This is a genomic window from Peptoniphilus grossensis ph5, from assembly GCF_000311825.1.
Classification (GTDB): Bacteria; Bacillota; Clostridia; order Tissierellales; family Peptoniphilaceae; genus Peptoniphilus_A; species Peptoniphilus_A hominis.
In genome coordinates, this window is sequence record NZ_HE978566.1 from 113,191 (window position 1) to 136,680 (window position 23,490).

26 protein-coding genes and 1 pseudogene are annotated in these 23,490 nt (G+C 31.2%); all 27 read left to right on the plus strand.

The genetic code is table 11. From position 1 onward, the window contains the following. The first annotated feature begins 53 nt into the window (after positions 1–53). The 27 genes and pseudogenes from HGPG_RS00535 (at position 54) to HGPG_RS00655 (ending at position 23,490) form a co-directional block, all read left to right on the plus strand. Complete coding sequence (locus tag HGPG_RS00535; RefSeq protein WP_001222544.1) at positions 54–377, plus strand: hypothetical protein; 324 nt, start codon at positions 54–56, stop codon at positions 375–377. A 71-nt stretch (positions 378–448) separates the two neighbouring features. Then, positions 449–1,456, plus strand: a complete 1,008-nt coding sequence (locus HGPG_RS00540) for an ORF6N domain-containing protein (RefSeq protein WP_019124107.1) — start codon at positions 449–451, stop codon at positions 1,454–1,456. Positions 1,457–1,565: 109 nt separating this feature from the next. Further along, positions 1,566–1,751 carry a transposon-encoded TnpW family protein gene (locus tag HGPG_RS00545; RefSeq protein WP_000545053.1) on the plus strand — a complete coding sequence of 62 codons (186 nt, stop codon included), beginning with the start codon at positions 1,566–1,568 and terminating at the stop codon, positions 1,749–1,751. An 11-nt stretch (positions 1,752–1,762) separates the two neighbouring features. After that, positions 1,763–2,578 (plus strand): annotated as a pseudogene (locus HGPG_RS00550) (VirD4-like conjugal transfer protein, CD1115 family); the annotation flags it as partial. An 18-nt stretch (positions 2,579–2,596) separates the two neighbouring features. Continuing rightward, positions 2,597–2,872 (plus strand): hypothetical protein, encoded by a 276-nt coding sequence (locus HGPG_RS00555; protein WP_019124109.1) that lies wholly within the window; start codon positions 2,597–2,599, stop codon positions 2,870–2,872. 189 nt (positions 2,873–3,061) lie between these two features. Further along, entirely contained in the window at positions 3,062–3,373 is a 312-nt protein-coding gene (locus HGPG_RS00560; protein WP_019124110.1) for a single-stranded DNA-binding protein, read from the plus strand. 1 nt (position 3,374) lies between these two features. Further along, a complete protein-coding gene (locus HGPG_RS00565) occupies positions 3,375–3,533 on the plus strand; it encodes a Maff2 family mobile element protein (protein WP_004825242.1) in 159 nt (52 codons plus the stop codon). 644 nt (positions 3,534–4,177) lie between these two features. Further along, positions 4,178–4,396: a helix-turn-helix domain-containing protein gene (locus HGPG_RS00575; protein ID WP_019124113.1), complete on the plus strand. Its 219-nt coding sequence runs from the start codon at positions 4,178–4,180 to the stop codon at positions 4,394–4,396. Positions 4,397–4,399: 3 nt separating this feature from the next. Next, the gene (locus tag HGPG_RS10170) at positions 4,400–4,567 is read left to right on the plus strand and encodes a hypothetical protein (protein ID WP_019124114.1); all 168 of its coding nucleotides are present in this window, start codon (positions 4,400–4,402) and stop codon (positions 4,565–4,567) included. Between the two features lie 682 nt (positions 4,568–5,249). After that, a complete protein-coding gene (locus tag HGPG_RS00580) occupies positions 5,250–5,672 on the plus strand; it encodes an Ig-like domain-containing protein (RefSeq protein ID WP_036731104.1) in 423 nt (140 codons plus the stop codon). Between the two features lie 301 nt (positions 5,673–5,973). Further along, complete coding sequence (locus tag HGPG_RS10030) at positions 5,974–10,896, plus strand: Cna B-type domain-containing protein (RefSeq protein WP_019124115.1); 4,923 nt, start codon at positions 5,974–5,976, stop codon at positions 10,894–10,896. After that, positions 10,886–11,551: a class C sortase gene (locus tag HGPG_RS00590; protein WP_019124116.1), complete on the plus strand. Its 666-nt coding sequence runs from the start codon at positions 10,886–10,888 to the stop codon at positions 11,549–11,551. The genes HGPG_RS10030 and HGPG_RS00590 overlap by 11 nt, the downstream gene beginning before the upstream one ends. Positions 11,552–11,686: 135 nt before the next feature. Further along, positions 11,687–11,896, plus strand: a complete 210-nt coding sequence (locus HGPG_RS00595; RefSeq protein WP_019192811.1) for a hypothetical protein — start codon at positions 11,687–11,689, stop codon at positions 11,894–11,896. A 60-nt stretch (positions 11,897–11,956) separates the two neighbouring features. Then, on the plus strand, positions 11,957–12,247 hold the full coding sequence (locus HGPG_RS00600; RefSeq protein ID WP_019124117.1) for a DUF3847 domain-containing protein: 291 nt from the start codon (positions 11,957–11,959) through the stop codon (positions 12,245–12,247). A 332-nt stretch (positions 12,248–12,579) separates the two neighbouring features. Then, positions 12,580–14,220, plus strand: coding sequence for a MobQ family relaxase (gene mobQ / locus HGPG_RS00605; protein ID WP_019124118.1), 1,641 nt, complete (start codon positions 12,580–12,582; stop codon positions 14,218–14,220). Positions 14,221–14,293: 73 nt separating this feature from the next. Continuing rightward, positions 14,294–14,467: a hypothetical protein gene (locus tag HGPG_RS10295; RefSeq protein ID WP_019124119.1), complete on the plus strand. Its 174-nt coding sequence runs from the start codon at positions 14,294–14,296 to the stop codon at positions 14,465–14,467. Positions 14,468–14,648: 181 nt separating this feature from the next. Next, positions 14,649–15,176 (plus strand): PcfB family protein, encoded by a 528-nt coding sequence (locus HGPG_RS00615; RefSeq protein WP_019124120.1) that lies wholly within the window; start codon positions 14,649–14,651, stop codon positions 15,174–15,176. A gap of 125 nt (positions 15,177–15,301) precedes the next feature. Continuing rightward, the gene (locus HGPG_RS10035; RefSeq protein WP_019124121.1) at positions 15,302–15,451 is read left to right on the plus strand and encodes a hypothetical protein; all 150 of its coding nucleotides are present in this window, start codon (positions 15,302–15,304) and stop codon (positions 15,449–15,451) included. Positions 15,452–15,601: 150 nt separating this feature from the next. Next, on the plus strand, positions 15,602–16,672 hold the full coding sequence (locus HGPG_RS00620) for a PDDEXK nuclease domain-containing protein (protein ID WP_019124122.1): 1,071 nt from the start codon (positions 15,602–15,604) through the stop codon (positions 16,670–16,672). Positions 16,673–16,755: 83 nt separating this feature from the next. Then, on the plus strand, positions 16,756–17,475 hold the full coding sequence (locus HGPG_RS00625; RefSeq protein ID WP_019124123.1) for a hypothetical protein: 720 nt from the start codon (positions 16,756–16,758) through the stop codon (positions 17,473–17,475). A gap of 153 nt (positions 17,476–17,628) precedes the next feature. Then, complete coding sequence (locus HGPG_RS00630; RefSeq protein ID WP_019124124.1) at positions 17,629–17,853, plus strand: hypothetical protein; 225 nt, start codon at positions 17,629–17,631, stop codon at positions 17,851–17,853. A 3-nt stretch (positions 17,854–17,856) separates the two neighbouring features. Continuing rightward, positions 17,857–19,503, plus strand: coding sequence for a recombinase family protein (locus HGPG_RS00635; protein ID WP_019124125.1), 1,647 nt, complete (start codon positions 17,857–17,859; stop codon positions 19,501–19,503). A gap of 6 nt (positions 19,504–19,509) precedes the next feature. After that, the gene (locus HGPG_RS10040; RefSeq protein ID WP_425277032.1) at positions 19,510–19,590 is read left to right on the plus strand and encodes a Maff2 family mobile element protein; all 81 of its coding nucleotides are present in this window, start codon (positions 19,510–19,512) and stop codon (positions 19,588–19,590) included. A gap of 10 nt (positions 19,591–19,600) precedes the next feature. Next, entirely contained in the window at positions 19,601–20,464 is an 864-nt protein-coding gene (locus HGPG_RS00640; RefSeq protein WP_016502703.1) for a VirB6/TrbL-like conjugal transfer protein, CD1112 family, read from the plus strand. Between the two features lie 9 nt (positions 20,465–20,473). Next, positions 20,474–20,764 carry a hypothetical protein gene (locus HGPG_RS00645; protein ID WP_016502702.1) on the plus strand — a complete coding sequence of 97 codons (291 nt, stop codon included), beginning with the start codon at positions 20,474–20,476 and terminating at the stop codon, positions 20,762–20,764. A 1-nt stretch (position 20,765) separates the two neighbouring features. Then, positions 20,766–21,176 (plus strand): PrgI family protein, encoded by a 411-nt coding sequence (locus HGPG_RS00650; RefSeq protein WP_016502701.1) that lies wholly within the window; start codon positions 20,766–20,768, stop codon positions 21,174–21,176. Next, positions 21,067–23,490: a VirB4-like conjugal transfer ATPase, CD1110 family gene (locus HGPG_RS00655; protein ID WP_019124126.1), complete on the plus strand. Its 2,424-nt coding sequence runs from the start codon at positions 21,067–21,069 to the stop codon at positions 23,488–23,490. The genes HGPG_RS00650 and HGPG_RS00655 overlap by 110 nt, the downstream gene beginning before the upstream one ends.

Sequence of the window (23,490 nt, forward strand, 5' to 3'; positions counted from 1 at the left end):
ATAAAATGATAGTGATATGGTAATAAACTCAGTTATAAGGAGAGGATATATAAATGCGAATTCAATTTACTGTAACCGATGAAGAACTTGAAATTTTAACTAAAAAAGCAATAGAGGGAGGTTTCCCAAGCGTTACTGAATATTGTAAGTGTAGTAGTTTACAAGAAAATACAAGCTATGCTGACCTATATACTACCTTATTAAACAAAATTAGCTCTTTACCAAAGGACAAAGAATTTGTTTTGAGAGAGTTAATCGCAACACCTCCGGCATTGATTGGCAGATGGTTTTATGAAAATGTAAATAAGGGACTTGTAAAAAATGTGGAACACATCGGAAAAGCTGAAGGCGGAGTAGAAAAATATAAAAGAATATAAGACTTATTCAAAAAGCTACGCAGTGCGTGGCGAATTGGAAAAGAATTTAGATAATGTTGGAGGTGCATTTCATGGCAGAAGAAAATAAAGAGATAGTTATTGTAGATGATAAAACTATACAAGAAAAAATATATCTTATTCGTGGGCAAAAAGTAATGCTTGATGCAGATTTAGCTGAAATATATGGTTATGAAACAAAAAACTTTAATAGACAGGTGAAAAACAACGCAGAAAAATTTGAAGGTGAAGACTTCATGTTCCAATTAACGGACGAAGAAATGGTAGAACTTTCAAGGTGCAAAAATTTCACCTTGAACAGAGGGACTGGTAGAGGAAGTAATATTAAATACAATCCTTATGCCTTTACAGAACAAGGTATTTATATGCTGATGACTGTATTAAGAGGTGAACTTGCTGTTAAGCAAAGCAGAGCTTTAGTTAGAACATTTAAGCAAATGAAAGATTTTATCATTGAAAACCAAGATTTTATCGGTTCAAAAGAATTAGTTCAAATAGCAGTACAGACAAATCAAAATACAAAGGATATAGCTGAAATAAAGTCGCAAATGGCTACAAAAGAAGATTTGAAAAAGGTTATGGATAATTTTATAGATCCGGACACATACAAGCATTTCCTTTTAATGAACGGAGATAAGATTGAAGCAGATGTTGCCTATACCAAAATATATAAGTCTGCAAAGAAAAGCATTTATGTGATAGACAACTATATAGGCTTGAAAACCTTAGAATTATTAAGGGCTGCAAAAGACAATGTTGAAATTATAGTCTTTAGCGACAATGTGAAGAACAAGGATATGCTGACAAAAAATATCCTAAACGATTTTAGAAAAGATTACCCTAATATCAATCTGAAGATGAAAATTGCAGGTAAAAAGTATCACGATAGATATATTGCCATTGACTATGGAACAGACAGTGAAGCCTTTTATCTTTGCGGAGCTTCATCAAAAGATGCAGGAAATAAAATATCAAGTATTACAAAGATAGAGGAATCTTCCAAGGATATGTATCATATGATGTTTGGCGGAATGCTGAACAATAAGGATTTGAAAATTTAATATGTAAATGGTAAAGCGTTATTCAATGAATAGCTATAAGACTTGCGAAAGGCGGTAGAAATAAAATTCTATCGTCTTTTTTAATTGCAACTAATAGGAGGAAAATAATATGCACGAAAACAGAAATGAACAAAATACTGGAACAAAGACCATAAAGAAGATAGGAAGGGCAACTTACGAGGTTGTAGTCCATTTTAATGAAAATGCGACTGAAACCATGCAAGATAAATTGAAAAGGATAATGCTTAGGGAAATGGAGAGAGAAAAACATCAAAAAGTCGATAAAAATGATTAGAAAGTCCTTGACAAGTTGTTACAGGAAAAACTGCCAAGTCAATTCTAATATCTTGTGGAGCAAGGCTTGCACCTTTTGATATAAGAGAGCTTAGAGAACTAATGAGCGAAGACGAATTAGAACTCGATAAAATTGGAGATAGGAAAACTGCCTTGTTCGTAATAATATCAGATACAGATGATACATTTAATTTTGTAGTTTCAATAATGTATTCTCAATTATTTAATCTACTATGTGATAAGGCAGATGATGTATATGGTGGAAGACTTCCAGTTCATGTTAGGTGTCTACTTGATGAGTTTGCAAATATAGGCTTAATTCCAAAATTTGAGAAACTAATAGCGACAATTCGTTCAAGAGAAATATCAGCAAGCATAATATTACAAGCACAATCTCAATTAAAAGCAATCTATAAAGACCATGCAGATACAATAGTTGGTAACTGCGACTCTACACTTTTTCTAGGAGGAAAAGAAAAAACAACAGTAAAAGAATTATCAGAAACCTTAGGAAAAGAAACCATAGACCTATATAACACATCAGAAACAAGATCAAATCAAAAATCTTTTGGACTAAATTACCAAAAAACTGGCAAGGAACTTATGAGCCAAGATGAAATAACTGTAATGGATGGTGGAAAGTGCATATACCAACTAAGAGGAGTAAGACCTTTCTTGTCAGATAAATTTGATATTACAAAGCATAAGAATTACAAGTTGTTGGAAGATTATGATAAGAAAAACTTGTTTGATGTGGAAGAGTATCTAACAAATAGAGATAAGGTAAAGTTAAAATCAAATTATAAAATAAATAGGCTAAAAATTTGAGTTTATGGAGAAAGCAAAATGTATGAAAATAGAAAATCATCTTTAATTATATTAAATATAAATGGTGAGCAGTTTATTATGGAAATTGATACAGAACTCACAATGGATAAGAAAAATTATATTGAAGCAATATGTGAGACAATGTACGATGAAAGCAATGAATGGTATGAAAATATATATGATATGTCCCCATATGATATAGCTGAGATATTTGAAAAAACAGTAAAGGACGAAGTAGGAATAACTGTTACATTTAAAGCGATAGACCTTGAAGTATCGATTTTAGAAGACTAGAAACAAGGCATTAATAGGCGATAGAAATTAAAAACTCTATCGTCTTTTTTTATACTCAAAATTTGGAGGTAAAAATGGTAAGGATAAGAAGTCCCACTTAAACAATTTAAGATATTAGACATTTAGCGATTGAAATATAAGTTCAGTCGCTTTTTTAATTGAAATTTATAGATTAAGGAGAAGAAATTAATGGACAGAGAAATGATAAATATTAATGCAAATTTAGTTAAGGAAGCTGAATTTTCAGAATTTGAAAAAGATGGAGAAAGTGTTCAAGTAGCAAATTTTGCTCTTGTTAAAAAATATGGAAAGGGCAAAGAATATACAAATTGCTCAGTATATGGAGAAAAGGTAGAAATTGTAAAAGATTTTGAAAAAGGAGATCTAATCCATGTCTTTGGATATTTCAAAGAAAATAAAAAAGGAGATAAGGTCTACAAGAATTTTATAGTTAAATCACTAAACAAAATAGAAAATAAGAAAGAAAATGAGGAGGAATAATATGGAATTTTTTACAGCTGGAGTTGGAGTTTTAAAGACACTTGTAACTGCAATTGGTGCAGGTTTAGGAGCATGGGGAGTTATTAACTTAATGGAAGGTTATGGTAATGATAACCCTGGTGCTAAATCTCAAGGTATTAAGCAATTTATGGCAAAATAAGGACGGAATAACACAACAAATTCTCTAAAACAAATCACTAAATCAATGTAAGATTGAATGAAATCAATATTTATGCTATAATTAAATTAATCTAATAAAGAGCGGGTGAAGCTGCTACCGCGGAAGGTGCAGTCATTGTTGAAGTTACTGCATTAAACCATGCAATAGATAATTGTCAGAGAGTTTGGAGGCTTTATGATGCGTAAAAGTAGATTAGAAAAGTTCAGAAATATGCTATTGATAATAGCTATATTTACGACGTTTTTGTCATCATTGTACTTCTTTTTTAGAATAAGAGATTATATAATAGCACTTATTTTTTTTATTTCGTTTCTTCTTTTGATGATGTTAAGGCAGTCTAATGGGTAAAATAGTGTATCTAATAATTCAAATTATAGTTATTACATGTATTTTTGCGATTGCTATAACTGCCAGTTATTTTGGACTTCCAAATCCAATTGGAGTAATAATAGGAGTTATACTATTTATAGTTTATGATGTTTTATTTATGACTTTAATAGATAAATTCGAAAAAAGAAGACGCAAATTCTCTAAAACAAATCACTAAATCAATGTAAGATTGAATGAAATCAATATTCATACTATAATTAAATAAATCTAATGAACAGAAAAAGAGGGATATTATGGCACTTAACTATAAACCATTATGGATACAGTTAGCAAAAAAAGGATTAAAGAAAACAGATGTAATAGATATGGCAGGACTTACAACAAATGTTATGGCACAAATGGGCAAGGATAAACCAATTACATTTAAAAATTTAGAAAGAATATGTAAGGCTCTATCTTGCACTCCTAATGATATTATTAGTTTTGAAGACAATTTTAGTGAAGAGGAATAGTGAATGACTTTAAGGATAGAAGATCAAGCTAGGGATTATCCGAAATTGGTATTAGGCTTTGATGAAGCTGAAGACAACATTGATCAAGAGACTGGTCAAATAAAAAGCTTTAAGACAGATGACAAAACTAAGTCAACTAAGAAAAACCATAGCAAAGGTGCAGAGAGGTAAATATTGGCAGTATTCGGACTGCCTTTATTTTTTTGTTATGAAGGGCATGTTTTAATGCTGGGGTAAAAATCCTTACAGAGCGTAGTCACCAACGAATCTAATAGCGACTTGCAAGTTTTAGATGGTGACATCTAGGAGAGAGAAAGCAATAGCGAAATAGTAGTAACAACGAATAGTGAGAAGTCAGCAGAATCCATAGTAGCGAAGAAGTTTCTGTAATGGAAATGGAGCGAAGGGAGGAACGATATTTATTGTAATATTTGAAAAGGATACACTATGACTTGATGGAAGACAAGGAAGGACGTATTCATCTCTTAAGGTTCAGATACAAAAAGAATAAAGTTAAATAGATACATAAGTAATAAATAATATGATACAAGAAAATCTTGAATCGCCGTATGCCGAACAGTACGTACGGGTGGTGTGAGAGGGGCTATAAATTAGCCCCTACTCGATTTTAGTCAATCTAACTTATGGTCTAAGACATCACAAAAAAATTATAGCCAACTCTTCTAATATGTAAACTAAAAATAGTGTCTTGTGAAACTGATGTGAAAATGCATAAAAAGTGGCAAAAAACCTTGAAAAGTGGTAATATTTATGTGTATAGATTCTTTTTCATCGGAATAAATTTCATTATATATGGGATGTTTCTGAAAAAAAGAAAGAAAAGGAGGAAATAATGTTAAAATGTAAAAAAATAACAGCATTTTTTTTAGCTTGTTTAATGCTGTTAAGTACAATTGTACCAACTGGTGAAGCATTTGCGCAAGGTGCAAATCATTTGTCAAAAACAAGAATTAGTAGGATAGAAGTCAAAGATCTAAAAGGTAATACCATTGATCTTAATGAGAAAATTGAGGAAGACAAGGACTGCAGACTAGAAATAGACTGGGATGCCAGTGAATATGGAGCAGATATTAAAAAAGGAGACTATTTTAATGTCAGTCTTCCTAAAGGTTTTAAGGCATCAAAAAGCAACTTTGTAGTACATACTCTTGACGGAGTGCAAGTTGCAAAAGCACAAGTAAATAACCCTAATTCTGAATCGGGGGGGGGGGGGGGGTACTCTAAAGGTAGTATTTACAAGCCTTGTAGAGGATAAAACAGATGTAAAAGGTAGTATTGGCATCGAAGGAAGCCTACTAAGTATAAGCAATCCTCCTGAAGAAAAAGAATCAAAAATTAAAAAAGATGAAGCATCAATTGAAAAAACGATAAATACTGAAAATAATGAAAATCTTGAGAAAACGAATCAATTAAAAAATGACAAGGTCAATGAAGAAAATCAAGGTTTAGATAATTCAAATGTAGAGGGCCAAGAGGTCAGGGAAGAATTACAAAATAAATCATCAACAGACATTAATAAATTAAATGCACCGTCAGAAAGAGTAGCAGATTATAGTTTGAATTTGAAATGGAATTCTAGCGGAGATGGAAGCATAGAAAAGGATACTTTAACTGTTGGTGGGAAAAGCTCTGAAAAAATTACCTTGGATATTGACTTCTCAATCAGTGTCAAAGATGGTGAGGGCTTAGCCCCAGGTGAAGTAAAGATTAGGATTCCAAACTTTCTACTTGATGAGAGAGGAGGTAGTAAAGCTGCCGAATTAGATAAGGATACAATTCCTTTTGTAAAAAAAGGGCAAACAGGAGGTAGAACTTCTTTTTCTTATAGTATCGAGGGTAATGACCTAGTTTTGACTAATTATGAGACTATATCTGGAAAATATAGTATGAATGCAGTATTAAATTATAAACATTATCCATATAGAGTTGAAAGTGGTTTAGAAAAAGATATACAAGCAAGTTTTACTTTAGAAAATAATGGCCAAGCAATAAAATCAAATACACTAAAATTAAAAAATCACACTGAAACCAACATTAAGAAAAATGGAAGGAATTCTAAATGGGTTCAAGAAAAAAGAGAAGTGTGGGATGAAAATTGGGGAGAAAAGCCAAAAGACTCCGAAGATTATTTTTATACAATATGGAAGATAAATTTTGAGTTTGAAAATAATCTACAACCCGTAAATACAATTATTGACCCACAAGTGACACCAGGAGAAGCTATAGCACGACTGGACAAATATGGTGACAAGTACAAAATAGTTGGTCAAGCAAAAGATGGTAAAATTGTAATAGGTACTTCCTCCTATTATCCAGAGGAGAAAAAGCTATTTTATATACTCTGCAGACACAGGAAGGATTCATTAAAGGATAATCCTGACCTAACAATAAAAAATGTAGATAAAGTATCTATTGAAGGTGTTGATACAAACTATGAACACAACTCTCATGATGAGATAACAGTTTCTCATCAATACAAATATGAACCACCAAAAAGAATGGAAGATAAGCATGATATTGATGACTTTTCTAAAACAGCAAAAAATGCAGCTTATAATAAGGGTATCTTTTTAGAGGATGGTTTTGTAGATGTAACTTTTGATCTTTCAGCTAGGTATAAGAGTTTTGATAGAGAAAAAGGAATAGGGGCTAAAATTGAATTTATAGACGAAGGGCCACTATCTATAAATGATTCAGAAAAATTAACCCCTCTGGATGAGTATTATTTTACATCAATAAAACCGAGTATGTATTTAGAGGAAATTGTTGAAACTCCCGATGGTGATAAAGAAGAAGAATTGGGAACAGTAAGTGATATTGGAACAGCTGAGGTTTTCTATAAAAATGATCCTGCAGGAGAATGGATAAAATTTAAAGATTTGAAATTAAGCTCAAAAGATAGCTGGCTACAATTTGATGGTGATGATAAACCAATTAGTATGGATGGCAAGCCAGTTTCTGTTAAAGTTGAACTCACCCTTACCAGAGGCACATTTATGTCAGGAGGTATTGATATAGGTGCAAAAATAATAGCTTCTGATAGGATAAAACAATTATTAGATGCTGATGGGTCTGTAAAAATCACTAATGAGGCATCATCTTCAATAAGCAAATTAGATGGAAGTAGGAAACTTAATGCAAAAGACAAGACAAACCTGTATATTCAAGGACCAAAATTTGAGGGGAATATGGGTAAACAATCAGAACTTGTTGGAGAGCTTGATCAAATCAACAAAACTGCAGAGATTGACTATTCTATTGGTTTTGAATTAAGAGAACAGACAGGTAAAGCAACTTCAGCTGATTGGAAAATACTCAATGAATCTGTCTTTTATGACCTGCTTCCAAAAGGAATAACAGAAAAGAATGTAAAGGATATTAGATTAGGATCAATTGCAAAATGGCTTAATTTTCATGTGGGACCAAGTTATTATAACGGGGATGTTAAAGGAAACGTTTTGAAAGACTTTAGCTATACCACTGAGTTCATAGATAACTGGAAGGGTACTGGGCAGACGATGATGAAAATATCTGTTAACACCTCTGGCGCACAAGAAGCTGTGAAAGATATAGTTTCAATAATAGTCAGGTATAGGCTTATTGTAACTTTCGATCAAATTGAAGAATTAGATTCTAAATTAGACAACAAGGTAGCTTTTAGCCCTAATTCAACTAGTGGTATTAAAAATGGGAACGCTGATGTAAGCAGTGAAAAATTCCCTGAAAGATTAAAAGAAAAGTACGGAGATTTTTCTAATATTAGTAATGAAGGACAGGAAGATATCCAAAATAAGTTCTTTAGAGACACTACACAAAAAATAGACTTACCGAAAGCGTCAGAACTTTCCTATGTAAAATCTGTAGGAACACAAAAAGAAGTCTTTAAGAGTTCGCTAGAAATTAATGAAGGGGAAGAGTATGAATATAAATTAAGACTCAAGACTCCAGAAAAAACTAGAACAAAGAACCTTATTTTCTATGATGTCCTTGAAGATGACCATGGCAATAACCCATATTGGCAAGGTAAGTTTAAGGAAATAACAGAAGGAAATAGTGGGAAATATGATGTAGCTCCTAAATATTATTACTCTACTAAGGACAATATCCATATTTATAATGAAGATGGAACATTAACAGATCAGGGTAATTTAGATAATAAGGATGTATGGACAGATGTAAAACCTGAATCGGATAAAATCACAGCCATAGCAATAGATCTAAGAAAAACAAAAGATGGAAATGATTTTATTATGCCAGAAAACTCCTCTTTGTATTTAACTATAAAGATGGAAGGCATCCCTAAAAATTATAGTGAATACTCAGATTACGTAGCTAATAAAGATAACAAGAATAATCCTATTAAGGCTTATAATACGACGATATTACAATCTACTTTAATTGATGAGCTGGGAAATGAAACCACAAATGCTAGAAGAGCTAATACAACGAAAGTATCAATAAAAACTACTGAATTAAAAGTTTCAAAGAAATGGGAAAACTTACCAGGCAAAAACTTAGATGATATTGATCAGGTGCAAGTTCAATTATACAGAGATGGTGAAGCAGTTGAAGGTAAAACTTTAGCTTTAAACAAAGATAATGGTTGGAGCGATTCATTTATTGGCCTTAAGACTCTAGATCTTGCTAACAATAAAGAATATGAATACACTGCTAAAGAAGTTGGTGAAGTTGACGGACTTGTAAAAATTGCTGATAGAACATTTGAAGTTAGCTATGAAAATGACAGCTCAAAGAAAAGCACTGTAATTACAAATAAAGAGACAATTAAACCAACTCCACTAGACCCACCAAAGACAGACATCAAAGTAGAAAAAATCTGGCAAGGAAAAGATGGAAAAACTATTGATGCACCAGTAGAAAAGATTGAAGTAGAACTCTACAGAGATGGAGAAAAGACAGATAAGAAGCTAGAACTAAACAAAGGCAACAATTGGACTGTAGTCTTTAAAGACTTAGATGTAGTAGAAAAACTAGACTCCGAAAAAGCCTACGAATACACAGTAAAAGAAGTAGGCGAAGAAAAAGGTCTATATGAACTAGAAAATAAAAAGTTTAGAGTAAGCTACACAGGATCTATGGAAGAAGGCTTTAAAATAACAAACAAGTTAGAAGAAACCTCTACACCATGGACACCAATTACTCCATCAAAAGAAGACATCAAAGTAGAAAAGATTTGGCAAGACAAAGATGGAAAAGAAATATCAGCTCCAGTAGACAAAATTGAAGTAGAACTCTATAGAGACGGAAAATCTACAGATAAAAAATTAACTCTAAATGCAGAAAACAACTGGACTGGAGAATTTAAAGACTTAGATGTAGTAGAAAAACTAGACTCCGAAAAAGCCTACGAATACACAGTAAAAGAAGTAGGAGAAGAAAAAGGTCTATATGAACTAGAAAATAAAAAGTTTAGAGTAAGCTACACAGGATCTATGGAAGAAGGCTTTAAAATAACAAACAAGTTAGAGGAAACCTCAAGCCCATGGACACCAATTACTCCATCAAAAGAAGACCTTAAAGTAGAAAAAATTTGGCAAGATAAAGATGGAAAAGAAACAGCAGCCCCAGTAGAAAAAATAGAGGTAGAACTCTATAGAGACGGAAAATCTACAGGCAAAAAGCTAGAACTAAACAAAGCCAATAATTGGAGTGGAGAATTTAAAGACTTAGACGTAGTAGAAAAATTAGACTCAAAAGAGGCCTATAAATATTCAGTAAAAGAAGTCGGAGAAGAAACAGGATCAATTAAGCTGAATGGAAATTGGTACAAAGTAAATTACAGTGGGTCTATGAAAGATGGCTTTACAATAATAAATAAAGAAGAGCCTAAAACACCACCAACACCATCTGAACCAGATACTATAACGATTAAAGTTAAGAAAGACTGGACTTTATATGGAAATAAGCCAGTAGACAAAATCATGGTTGAACTATATCGAGATGGAAAAGCTACAGGAAAACTTCTTGAGTTAAATAAAGATAATAATTGGAGTGGAGAATTCAAGAACTTAGATGTTAAGGAAAGTGCAAATTCAAAGCATGACTACCACTATACGATAAAAGAAATTGGTGAAGTTGGAAATACAATAAAACTAGATGGAAGATGGTTTGATGTCAATTATCTTGGCAATATGAAAGATGGATTTACAATTGTAAATAAAGAAGAAAAACCAACAGAGCCAGGTAAGCCAGAAGAACCAAATAAACCTAATGACCCACAAGAACCAAATACGCCTGAAACTCCAAAAGAGCCAGAAAAGCCAAATAATCCTGGAAAACCAGTTAAACCAAATACTCCTAAGACTCCTTTACCAGGTAAGCCTCTACCTAAAACAGGAAACGGATTAAATCCATCAACCTATGCTTGGATTTTATTGGGACTTGGTAATCTTTCTACTTTTGCTGGAATTCAAAGAAAAAAGAGAATAAATTCAAGAAGAAAGAAAAATGTCAAATAAGCAAAAAAAAGATTATCTAAGTAAATTTCTTCTTGCAGTCGGGTTAATATTCATTGTTTTTTCTATTGCTTTTCTATTTCTAAACCATAAGAGGATAGAATTAAAGAAAGAAGAATCCATTAATCTGGAAAGACAAATAAAGCAAGAATTACCTCCTTTTGAAAATCACGAACAGGAGAATAAACCTGAAGAGATAGAACAAAATGTTGCATCAAAAGACTCTATAAAAGATACAGCTATAGGCGTTCTTAGAATCGATAAGATAGGAGTAATTACCCCTATTAGTGACAATACAAGTGAACAATCTTTATTAGAAGGTTCAGGTATTGTTGAAGATACAGATATACCGACTTCAGAGGAAAATACTATAACTGTTCTTGCGGGACACAGAGGAGGGATAAACGAAACACAATCCTTTCTAAATATCGACAAGTTGGAAAAAGGTGATGAGCTAAAGATTACTACTAGGAAAGAAGAACTCTATTACAAAGTAGTAGATAAAGAAGTGATTGAACCTACGGATTGGAGTAAATTTACACGAGAAGAAGGAAAGACCAAACTCTTTTTAATGGCGTGTCACCCCTATCCCAAAAACGATAAAAGGCTTTTAGTAAAAGCTGAGCTAATCAAAAATGATGAAGAGATAAACAATTAAATTAGCAATATAAAAAACTATCCATTGAAATTATTCTTTGGATAGTTTTTTGGTATGACGGGTATGAAATCGGCTGCAAATTTTCATGAAAATTTGTCAGTTTATTAAAGTTGTTTAAAATTAAAAAATAAAGAATTGAATAGAGAAGTAGCATTCTATTTAACTTCAATTATTAGGCAAGCTTTAAAAAATACTGAATATAAAGATCAAATATCTAGCACAGTATTGACAGATATAAAAATTAAATTGCCAATAGACAGTAGAGGTACTTCAGATTGGGATTACATGGAAAGAAATATAGAAAACATAAAATTAAAATGGAATATAGCAAATTATAATATTTAAAACGAAAACGATTAGAAATAAAAATCTAGTCGTTTTTTTATTACAAGAAAGGATATAAGTATGAAAAAATTAGAACAAATAAGACAAGAGTCAAAAGAAATAAAAGATAAAATTGATGATACAGAGGAAAGATTAAGGCAACTAAAAAATCAAGAAAAGAAAATATTAAAACAAGACATAGTAAAAAGAAGAAAAGAAAGAACTCATAGGCTAATAACAAGAGGAGCAATCTTAGAAAGCCTTATAGAAAATGCAGAAGAACTAACAGATGAAGAAATAAAAATCCTATTAGAAGAAGCAACAAAGACAAAAGAATTTAAAGAAATACTAAAAATAATGAGAGAAAATTAGGAAAATAAAATAATCAAATCTCCCTTAGATTTTCTAAGGGCGCAATTATACACCCTAAAGGGTGCTTGCGTCCTGCGGAGCCAAACCCTTGCAGGGAGCAACAACCATTCGCTTTTTAAAAGTCAAGGGTAAATAAACTCGCTAACGCTCGCCCTTGACTTTTAAAATTTGAAATGAACAAAACAATTAAGCCGACATACTGAAACAACAAAAATTAATTCAGTAGTCGGCTTTTTCTATTCTATCATTTCAAAACGCTCATTCACAAAGTGGATATAAAAATCTATTAAGCCTCCACCTAAAACAACAAGAAAAGAAAGGAAGTGATAAAAATGGCAGACAGTTTTCATTTTTCAGTAAACATAATATCAAGAGGAAAAGGCAAAAGTGCAGTAGCAAGTGCAGCATATATAAGTGGAGAAAAAATAAAAAATGAATGGGACGGAGTAACCCATGACTATACAAGAAAAGAAAAAGTATTAGTAAAAAATATAATATTGCCTGATCATATACCAAAAGAATTTAATGATAGGTCTACCTTATGGAATAAAGTAGAAATGGCAGAAAAAAATTCTAATGCACAACTAGCAAGACAATTCATAATAGGACTACCAAAAGAATTAAATTTAAGTGAAAATAAAAACCTAGTTGAAAGATTTATAAAAGAAAATCTAACATCACAAGGAATGATAGTAGATTATGCAATCCATGATGAGAGTCAAGATAAAAATGGAAATATTCATTGTCATATAATGACCATAATGCGACCCATAAACGAAAAAGGAGAGTTCTTAGCAAAGTCAAAAAAAGAATATATCCTAGATGAAAAAGGAGAAAAAGTATTAAACAAAAATGGAAAACCAAAGACAAGAAAAGTAGAACTAACAACCTGGAATGATAAGGGCAATGTAGAAAAATGGAGAGAAAATTTTTCAGACCTTTGCAATAAATATCTAGCAAAAAACAATATAGAAAAAAGAGTAGACCATAGAAGTTTTAAAAGACAAAATTCAGACTATCTACCGACAATCCATTTAGGATCAGCAGCAAGTGCAATGGAAAGAAAAGGAATAGAAACTGACAAGGGAAACTATAATAGAGAAATAAGAAAATATAATCAACTTGTAAAAACAATAAAAGAAGAGATAAAAACATTAAAGGGTTGGATAGGAAATCTATTAGATAACTTATCTACTGCTTATGAAAAATTTAAGGATATAGAAAGAGATAAGGTAATAGACAACCCTAAACTTTTTAATCTAACAAACTATCTATTAACTTATTCGGAAATTCAAAAAGAAAAAAGTAAATATCTAAAAGGATATGCCAAAACTAATAAAGAAAAGTATGACTTCAAAAAGCTAACAAGTGCATATAGTTATTTAAGAAAAAATAATATAGAAACCATAGGTCAGCTACAAACAAAAATAGAAACTTTAAAGTCTAATAGTTATAAGCTAAATAAAAAAGCAAAGACAATCCATAAAGAAATGGAAGATGTAGAAAAGAAAATTTTATACTATGAAATCTACAAAGCCAAAAAAGAATTCTATGAAGAATATCAAAAGAAAAATATATTCACAAAAGACACATTCTATAACAAACATAAGAAAGACATAGACCAATATAAGGTAGTAAGCGAGAAATTAAAAAAACTCCTATCAGATAAGGAAAAACTAAGTCCTAAAAAATGGAATGAAGAAAAAAATCTTTTAATGGCAAATCTTGAAGAAATAAATAAAGAAAAAGACAAGATAAAAGATGAATACCAGGAAATTGATCATATAAAATATTCAGTAGATTTTGTAAACAAAGAACTTGGGATAGATTTATCCATAGAAATAGATAAGCTTATAAAACAAGGTGAAAAACCAAGTGTAATAGCACAGATTAAAAAGTTCCAAGACCAAGTTATTAAAGATAATGAATACAGAGAAATGATGAAAAACAAGAAAATGGATCAAGAAAGATAAGACCTGGTAAAAATATCTTATCCAAGCTATAATATGACCAAGAAAATAAAGGCAGATCTAGGAGGTAATAGAGATGAATAAAAGGCAAGAGCTAATAGATGAACTCATAAAAGCAGATCAAGATGGAACATACAAAACATATAAAAGCACAGAAGAAATAAAAGCAATGAACAATGAAGAAATACAGATTATATATTCCAACATGAAAAACTATCTATCAGACATAAGAACACACATAAACTACTGAAGGTGGAAAAGCAAAATAAGAGCAGAAAAACAGTAAAAGGTACAAATACCTAAGAAAGATATAAAAACATCAAAATAAGCATTCCACCACCAACAACAATAAAATAAAACAATCAAAGGGAAGTATAGAAAAATTAAAGCCTATACTTCCCTTTTTTAATTCAAACAAAGGAGAGAAAAGCATGATAAACGAAGAAATAAGCAAAGAAGCAGGTCAAGCAGCACAAACCGTAATATCATACACAATAAAAGCAGCAAAAGAATCAATCAACTTAGACAAAGAAATAAGAAAAAAGATGAATGATACTTTAGAAAAAGCAAACGGAAACCTAAAAAGCCTTATGGGCGATGAAATGGAAATAAAAGACCTCTACAAAAAAGGACAACTAGAAAATATAAGCATAGATCAAAGCAACCTCAAAGACTTAAAAAAAGAACTAAACAAACTTGGAGTAAGTTTCTCAGTAATGAAAAACAAAGAAAGCAAAAACTATGAAATATTCTTCCAAGCCAAAGACATAAAAGTAATGGAATATGCCTTTAAGCAAGTCATAGCCAAGGAAAATAAAAAAGAAAAAGAAAGTATCCTAAGGCAAATAAAGAAATACAAAGACCTATCCAATGAAAAGGATAAGACAAAAGAGAAAGTCAAAAGGAAAGTAAAAGAAAAAGTAAAACCAAACAAAAAAGATATGACCAGAGAAATCTAAGGGAGTAACGAAAAGTTACACCCTTAAATAACCATAATAACAAGACTTCCGAAAATCGGAAATCAAGAATTTCGATTATCGAAAATCAAGAAAGGAGCAGATATTGCAACAAACAAAAGATATTATTGGATAAAATTAAAAGAAGAATTTTTCACAGACAAAATAAACAGAGGACATTGTCCTTAATGAGTCCAACCCATGTCCGACAAGAGATAGAGATAGAGAAAGATATAGAGATAGATAAAGAGAGAGAGGGAGAGATAGAAAAAATTTAACGTTTTGGGTATAATCACATTAATTAAACTAAATGTGTAATGATAAAATGAGCTTGTTTACCGTAAGCTGATTGTGATAAAAAGATTAAAACTCCCACCATTGGAGCAAGAAATAGATAAAATAAAGAAAATCAGATTGGAGTGATGAGAATGAATAAAAAAGATTTAGCTATTGTAGGAGATAGTGAATATATAAAAATGCTTGAGAAAATAAAAAAATCATATACAAGCAGGCAACTTAAAGCAGCAGTTTCGGTTAATTCTGAAATGCTAAAGTTTTACTATAGTTTAGGAGAAGAAATTATTAGCCTAAAGGCTGAAAGCAGATGGGGAAGCGGATTCTATAAAAAATTAAGTTCGGATTTAAAAAATGAAATTCCAAATGTTAAAGGATTTTCTGTTACTAATTTAAAATATATGAAAAAATTTTATGAAATGTATTCGCCATTAAATCGTCCACAAGCTGTGGACGATTTACAAATATCTAAAGTCGGTGGAGATTTTAATATGATTTTTAGTATCCCATGGGGACATCAAAGATATATTATGGATAGATGTGAGGGAAATTTGAATAAAGCATTTTTCTTTATATCTAAAACATTAGAAAATAGCTGGAGTAGAGCTGTGCTTTTAAATTTCTTGGATACAGATCTATTTGAGAGACAAGGAAAAGCAATAACAAATTTCACAAATAATTTGCCTGCTACACAAAGTGATTTAGCCAATGAAATGACGAGAGATCCGTATAATTTTGACTTTATATCTATAAGGCAAAATTATGATGAAAAAGAATTGAAAGACGCTTTGATGGATAATATTCAAAAATTCTTATTGGAGCTAGGGACAGGTTTTTCGTTCGTGGGCAGAGAATATAGACTTGTAGTTGGAAATTCAGAAGAATTTATTGATATGTTATTCTACAACATTAAGCTACATTGCTATGTAGTTGTGGAGGTTAAAATTTCCGCATTTAAACCAGCGGATATAGGGCAACTTGGAACCTATGTAACATCTGTAAATCATATATTAAAGGGAGAAGGGGATAATCAAACAATAGGTCTTTTAATCTGTAAGACAAAGGATAATGTATTGGCAAAATATGCTTCTGAAAGCTCAAGAGAGCCTATTGGAATTTCAGAATATCATCTACAAAACTTAATTCCTGAAAGCTTAAAAGGAGCATTACCAACCATAGAAGAAATTGAAAACGAACTAAAATAAATTTTAAAAACATAATAAATGTACGCAAGGCGGTAGAAGTAAAAAACTATCGTCTTTTTTTATTTGAAGAAAGGTAGGAGAGCATGGCAGATAAAAGAATGTTTTCACTAAAGATAGTCGATAGCGACTTATTTTTGGATATGCCACTAAGTAGTCAATGCCTGTATTTTCATCTATCAATGCGAGCAGATGATGACGGGTTTGTAAATAATCCTAAGAAAATCATCAAAATTATCGGAGCAAATGAAGATGATCTAAAAATACTTATTGCCAAAGGCTTTGTGATAGTCTTTGATCAGGGAATTATTGTCATTACTCATTGGAAGATAAATAACTTTATTAGAAAAGACAGATATAAGCCAACAATGTATATAGAGCAGAAACAACAGCTTTATCAGACGGAAAATGGTGCATATATTTCAGAAGAAAAAGTTGGTTGTCATCTGGTTAACCAAAGGTTGTCAAGTGGTCAACCCAGTATAGATAAGGGTAGATTAGATAAGGTTAGTATAGATAAGGGGAGAGAGGGAGAGATAGAAAAAGATAAAAAGTCCACCCCTATCTTTTATGGAGAATTCAAAAATGTAAGGTTAAGCAAAGAAGAATATAAAAACCTTAAAGAAAAATTAAACTCACACGCAGAAATAATGATAAATAAACTATCAAGATACATGGAAAGCAGTGGTAAGACCTATCAAAACCACTATGCTACAATCTTAAAATGGTATGAAGAAGATAAAGATAAACTAAGACATCAAGGTGGAAATACAAAAATGAACTATGATGTAGGAGAATCTTTATAGATAAAAAGAGGTGGAAAGGCATTATTAAAGACTTTAAGTATGAAAAGGTATAAAAGTATGCCAGAGATAATAAAAATGTAAATATGACACTTAAAAGGCGATTAGAAAATTAAAAATCTAATCGCCTTTTTTTATTGCATGAAAGGATAAGCTATGACAAAAAGACAAACAAAATATATTGTAAAAAGAAATTATGATAATAGAAGAACAGATACAGAAGCTTTTCTAAGACTAATAAAAAAATCAAGCAAATTAAGTAAGGACAATGAAATTGAGTATAGCAAATATAATATTGATAGTAATAAAAAAGAGTGCTATAATAAAAATAGTTTTAGAGAAAGTTGTGTTATTTCTGAAAACTCAAACAAGGAGGAATAGGAAATGATACAAACAAATTCAAATCACTTTTCATTCAAAGCTGCAATTTATTGCAGACTATCTAAAGATGATGAGCAGAAAGGAGAGAGTGCCAGCATACAAAACCAAAAGGAACTTTTAGAAAACTATGTAAAATCAAGAGGTTGGAGTATTTATGATGTATATATAGATGATGGATATACTGGATTAAATACAAATAGACCATCATTTCAAAGACTAATTAGAGATATTGAAAATAAAAAAGTGGATATAGTCATCACTAAGGACTTATCAAGGCTTGGAAGAAACTATTTGCAGACTGGATACTATACAGAAAATTTCTTCCCAAAGAACAATGTCAGATATATAGCTTTAAATGATGGAGTAGATACCTTTCAAGAAAACAACGAAATAGTTCCTTTTAAAAATGTTTTAAACGAGTTTTATTCAAGGGATGTTTCAAAAAAGATGAAATCTGCTTATATGACAAGGGCAAGGCAAGGAAAATTTATTGGTTGTCTTGCTCCAATAGGATATAGGAAAGACAATGATGATCCACATAAATTAGTAATAGATGATGAAACTTCATGGATTGTTGAAAAAATTTTTGATCTTGCTTTTAGTGGTTATGGAGTACAAGCAATTAGAAGAAGACTTTTTGAAGAAAAAATACCTACGCCTACCTGGTGGAATAGAAAAAAAGGACTTAGAAATAAAAAAACTAAGTTAGAAATGACCGTAGATGGTGGAGAGTATTGGTGGGACTGTACAACCCTAAAAGAAATTATTGAAAACCCAGTTTATATTGGTCATATTGCTAGTCAAAAAGTTAATTATAAATTCAAAGTAGGTTGGTTATCCGATAAACCTAAAGAGGAATGGATAATAGTAGAAAATACACACGAACCAATTATTTCTGAAGATATTTATAATGTAGCAAATGAAAAATTAAAGAGCAGGAGAAGACCATTTAAAAATGGAGAAGAAAGCATATTTGCAGGCATTGTGAAATGTCCCGATTGTGGAAAATCTTTAAATCTTGGGAGAAACAAATCGAAAAAAAGAGAAAAGTTACTCACTTGTAACACTTATAGAAGATACGGAAAATCATTATGTAGTCAACATAGAATTTATTACGATACTCTTTATGAGATAGTGCTTAAAGATATTAGAAAAAATGCAGAAATAGCATTAAAAGATGAAAAAGAAATCATAAAAGCACTTGAAAAATCACGAGAAATTGATAATGAAGAAGAACAAAAATTTATCATGGATAAGATTTACGAAGATCAAATAAGAGTGGAAGACTTAACTAAAAAGATTGAAAGATTATATGATGACTGGCTAGATAATAAGATAAGTGAAAGTAACTTCCAAAAAATTCTTGAAAAATCACAGAAAGAACAAGATTATCTAAATCAAAGAATAGAAGATAATCAAAAATTGATTGTTAAAGAAGATCTTGAAGATATTAATGTCAAAAAATGGATTGAACTCATAAAAAAACATAGGGATATAAAGAAGCTGGACAAAGCAACCTTAAATGAACTCATCTCAAAAATCTATGTTCACGAAAAAGAAGTAGTGAATGGAGAAATCACCCAAACAATTGATATTTACTACAATTTCATAGGAAATACAGACACACTACAAGTATTTTACAATCTCTAATTAGGCATAAAGCAGCTTATGGCTGGTGGAGGAATTGTACTAATCGGTATTAAATTAATTCCACTACTTGCAAATGTTTTAAATTAGGAGAAAATCTATGTTTGGTATCTTTGACAAGCTAACTGAATTTTTTAAGGATATGCTACTCGGAGGTATCAAAGCAAATCTTGAGTCCATGTTCTTAGATATAAATGACAAGGTAGGAGTTATTGCAACTGATGTTGGGAAAACACCAATGGGTTGGAATGGAGAAGTATATAACTTCATAAAAAACATTAATGATAATGTGATTGTTCCAATAGCAGGTCTTATCATAACAGCAGTTTTATGTATTGAACTCATAAATATGGTTATGCAAAAGAATAATATGCACGATACAGATACTTTTGAGTTTTTCAAATACATTATAAAGATGTTTATAGCAGTCTACCTTGCAAGCCATGCCTTTGAATTTTCAATGGCAGTCTTTGATGTGGCACAAAATCTTGTAAACAAAGCGGCAGGGGTAATCACTACTTCTGCCACTGTTTCAGGAGATCAGATAGTTGCAATGGTTGATACATTAAAAGAAAAAGAAATAGGTGAGCTTTTAATGATATTAGTTGAAACAAGCCTAGTGAGGATTGCAATTCAATGTATATCTTTAACTGTTACCTTAATAGTATATGGGCGTATGTTTGAAATATATGTCTACTCATCAGTATCATCTATACCATTTGCTACTATGGGAAATAAAGAATGGGGTCAGATTGGAACAAATTATATCAAGGGACTTTTTGCCTTGGGACTACAAGGTTTGTTTTTGATGGTATGTTTAGGTATCTACACCGTTTTAATAAGAACGGTACAGGTTACAGATATTCACGCAAGCTTGTTTAGTATATTAGGATATGCTCTACTACTTGGACTTATGATGTTTAAGAGTGGGACAGTTGCAAAAAGTATTATGAATACGCACTAGGAGGAATAAATGTTAAAAAAGAAAAATTGTGCTTTATTAGGACTTGGAATTTTATTGGGAGGAACTTATGAAATCTTAAAAGAGAAAAAAAGAAATGAAGAGATTAGAAACTTAAAGAAAAGAATAAATAGACTTGGAAGATGTCACAATGAATTTGTTATGTATCAAGGAGAATACAATGATAGAAATGAAGAAAAACAAGAAGAATTAGAAGAAAGAATTAGCTACCTAGAAGAAGAAACAACATCTAATTATGACCATATACTTGAACTTTCCAAAGAAGAAGTAGAGGGAGAATAAAATGGCGTATGTACCAATACCAAAAGATTTGGACAAGATTAAAACAAAGGTTGCCTTTAACTTAACTAAAAGACAACTTATAGGTTTTTCGGTGGCAGGACTAATTGGCATACCAACCTATTTATTTATGAAGAAATATCTACCTAATGATGTTTCAATTATTGTAATGTTAATAGTAACCCTGCCAATCTTTTTTATAACCTTATATGAAAAAGACACCTTAACCTTTGAAAAATATTTTAGATTTTTCTATCTTCATAAGTTTTATCAACCAACTAAGAGAATAAGAAAGGAGGCATACCTTGAAGCAAAGAAAAAAGCAAATCAGCGACTTAAATCTAAGGGAAAAACAATTAAAAAAAGACAGAAAGGAAGTAAGAAGGCTAAAAACAAAGAAAGATCCAACAAATAGTCTTCTAAGTGTACTTTTAAAGAAAGAGGAAAAGAGATTTACTGTTGAGGATACAATTCCCTATATAAGAATGTTACCAGAGGGCATTTGCCAGTTAGATGAAAAAAATTATTCAAAGACAATTTCATTTCAAGATATAAATTACCAGTTGGCATTGGAAGAAGATAGAGATTTAATCTTTAACCAATTTGCCAACTTTTTAAATTCTTTTGATCCAAGTGTCCACATTGAACTTTCATATGTAAATCAATTAGGAAGAAATAAAGACCTACAAGATGCAATTAAAATTGCTGACAAGGGAGATTTCTATGACGATGTAAGAAAAGAGTTTAGGGAGATGTTAAAGCTTCAACTTGCAAAAGGCAATAACGGACTTAAAAAGATGAAGTATATAACCTTTACAACAGAAGCCGATAACCTAGAGCAAGCAAGGGCAAAGTTAAATAGACTTGAAGTGGATATTTTATCTAACTTTAAATCTATGGGAGTAAGAGCAGAAAGTCTTTATGGTGAAGAAAGACTAAGACTTGTTCACGATATGTTAAATCCAGACAAGAACTTTGATTTTTCATATAAAGATTTGAAGAAGAAAGAGTCTACAAAATCACATATAACTCCCAAGATCTTTAATTTTGCACCAGCAAATAATTTTAAATTTGGGAAATTCATTGGAGCAGTAAGCCATTTTCAAATACTTGCAAGTGAGTTATCAGACAGAATGTTATCTGAGTTTTTAGATATTGATGACAATATTTATGTAGCTTTTCATATAGATGTAGTTGAACAAGCAGAAGCTATTAAACTCATTAAGAGAAAAAACACAGACCTGGACAGAATGAAAATTGAAGAACAAAAGAAAGCAGTTCGTGCTGGATATGATATGGATATTATTCCTTCAGATATAAATACTTTTGGGGCTGATGTTAAGTCCATGTTATCTGACTTACAAAATAGAGATGAAAGGCTCTTTGTAGTTACCATAGCAATGATGAATTTTGCTAGGACTAATCAAAAATTAGAAAATACTATTGCTCAAATCTCATCAATTGCTAACAGACATAATTGTCAGGTAAAAAGATTATCTCACCAACAAGAGCAAGGACTTGTTTCTGTCTTACCTCTAGGAGTTAATCAAGTCGAAATAAAAAGATTTTTAACTTCATCTTCAACGGCAGTATTTATGCCTTTTACAACAGAAGAGCTATTTATTGATTCGGCAAATTCTTTGTACTATGGATTAAATGCCCTTAGCCAAAACTTGATTATGGCAGATAGGAAGAAACTAAAGAACCCTAACGGATTAATATTAGGTACACCAGGTTCTGGTAAATCTTTCTCAGCAAAGAGAGAGATGGCAAATGCAATTCTTGTCACAGATGATGATGTAATTATTTGTGATCCTGAAGGCGAGTATTCAAACCTTGTAAAACAGTTTAATGGAGAAGTTATTAAAGTTTCGGCAAAGTCAAAGGACTACCTAAATCCATTAGATATTAATATGAACTATGGAGATGGGGATGCACCTTTAAAGGATAAGGCAAACTTCATAATGTCTATGCTTGAACTTGTAGTAGGAGGATCTGGTCTTACTGCCGCAGAAAAATCTGTTATAGATAGGTGCTTACCAAAGATATATCAAAAATATTTTGAAGACCCCAAACCAGAAAATATGCCTATATTAGGAGATTTATACGATATGCTCCTATCTCAAGAAGAGGGAGTTGGTAGGAAGCTCGCAACAGAAATGGAAATTTATGTTAAGGGAAGTCTTAATGTATTTAATAATAGGTCAAATGTTGATTTAAATAGGCAACTCCTCTGTTTTGATATAAAAGAGCTAGGAACACAACTTAAAAAAATAGGTATGCTTGTAATTCAAGACCAGGTTTGGAACAAGGTTTCCTTAAATAGAGGGAGCAAGTCTACAAGATATTATATAGATGAGTTCCACCTTTTATTAAAAGACCCACAAACTGCTTCATATTCAGTAGAAATCTGGAAAAGATTTAGAAAATGGGGTGGTATTCCAACAGGTATAACTCAAAACGTAAAAGACCTTTTAACAAGTCAGGAAATTGAAAATATCTTTGATAATACAGACTTTGTTCTAATGTTAAATCAAGCATCTGGAGATAGAGATATTCTTGCTAAGAAATTAAAAATATCGCCTTATCAGTTAAACTATATTACTAATTCAAACGCAGGTGAGGGACTATTATTCTTTGGAAATACTATTGTTCCATTTATAGATAAATTCCCTAAAGACACCATGTTATATAAGCTAATGACAACAAAACCAGAAGAAACTAAGTAG

Excerpts from the sequence above, each read along its gene's own strand:
- HGPG_RS10170 (WP_019124114.1), top strand. The coding sequence starts at position 4,400 with ATGACTTTAAGGATAGAAGATCAAGCTAGGGATTATCCGAAATTGGTA.
- HGPG_RS00625 (WP_019124123.1), top strand. The coding sequence starts at position 16,756 with ATGGCAGATAAAAGAATGTTTTCACTAAAGATAGTCGATAGCGACTTA.
- HGPG_RS00545 (WP_000545053.1), top strand. The coding sequence starts at position 1,566 with ATGCACGAAAACAGAAATGAACAAAATACTGGAACAAAGACCATAAAG.
- HGPG_RS00560 (WP_019124110.1), top strand. The coding sequence starts at position 3,062 with ATGGACAGAGAAATGATAAATATTAATGCAAATTTAGTTAAGGAAGCT.
- HGPG_RS00600 (WP_019124117.1), top strand. The coding sequence starts at position 11,957 with ATGAAAAAATTAGAACAAATAAGACAAGAGTCAAAAGAAATAAAAGAT.
- HGPG_RS00540 (WP_019124107.1), top strand. The coding sequence starts at position 449 with ATGGCAGAAGAAAATAAAGAGATAGTTATTGTAGATGATAAAACTATA.
- HGPG_RS00635 (WP_019124125.1), top strand. The coding sequence starts at position 17,857 with ATGATACAAACAAATTCAAATCACTTTTCATTCAAAGCTGCAATTTAT.
- HGPG_RS00580 (WP_036731104.1), top strand. The coding sequence starts at position 5,250 with ATGTTAAAATGTAAAAAAATAACAGCATTTTTTTTAGCTTGTTTAATG.
- HGPG_RS00565 (WP_004825242.1), top strand. The coding sequence starts at position 3,375 with ATGGAATTTTTTACAGCTGGAGTTGGAGTTTTAAAGACACTTGTAACT.
- HGPG_RS00590 (WP_019124116.1), top strand. The coding sequence starts at position 10,886 with ATGTCAAATAAGCAAAAAAAAGATTATCTAAGTAAATTTCTTCTTGCA.
- HGPG_RS10295 (WP_019124119.1), top strand. The coding sequence starts at position 14,294 with ATGAATAAAAGGCAAGAGCTAATAGATGAACTCATAAAAGCAGATCAA.
- HGPG_RS00645 (WP_016502702.1), top strand. The coding sequence starts at position 20,474 with ATGTTAAAAAAGAAAAATTGTGCTTTATTAGGACTTGGAATTTTATTG.
- HGPG_RS00575 (WP_019124113.1), top strand. The coding sequence starts at position 4,178 with ATGGCACTTAACTATAAACCATTATGGATACAGTTAGCAAAAAAAGGA.
- HGPG_RS00555 (WP_019124109.1), top strand. The coding sequence starts at position 2,597 with ATGTATGAAAATAGAAAATCATCTTTAATTATATTAAATATAAATGGT.
- HGPG_RS00535 (WP_001222544.1), top strand. The coding sequence starts at position 54 with ATGCGAATTCAATTTACTGTAACCGATGAAGAACTTGAAATTTTAACT.
- HGPG_RS00615 (WP_019124120.1), top strand. The coding sequence starts at position 14,649 with ATGATAAACGAAGAAATAAGCAAAGAAGCAGGTCAAGCAGCACAAACC.
- HGPG_RS00640 (WP_016502703.1), top strand. The coding sequence starts at position 19,601 with ATGTTTGGTATCTTTGACAAGCTAACTGAATTTTTTAAGGATATGCTA.
- mobQ (WP_019124118.1), top strand. The coding sequence starts at position 12,580 with ATGGCAGACAGTTTTCATTTTTCAGTAAACATAATATCAAGAGGAAAA.
- HGPG_RS00630 (WP_019124124.1), top strand. The coding sequence starts at position 17,629 with ATGACAAAAAGACAAACAAAATATATTGTAAAAAGAAATTATGATAAT.
- HGPG_RS00620 (WP_019124122.1), top strand. The coding sequence starts at position 15,602 with ATGAATAAAAAAGATTTAGCTATTGTAGGAGATAGTGAATATATAAAA.
- HGPG_RS00650 (WP_016502701.1), top strand. The coding sequence starts at position 20,766 with ATGGCGTATGTACCAATACCAAAAGATTTGGACAAGATTAAAACAAAG.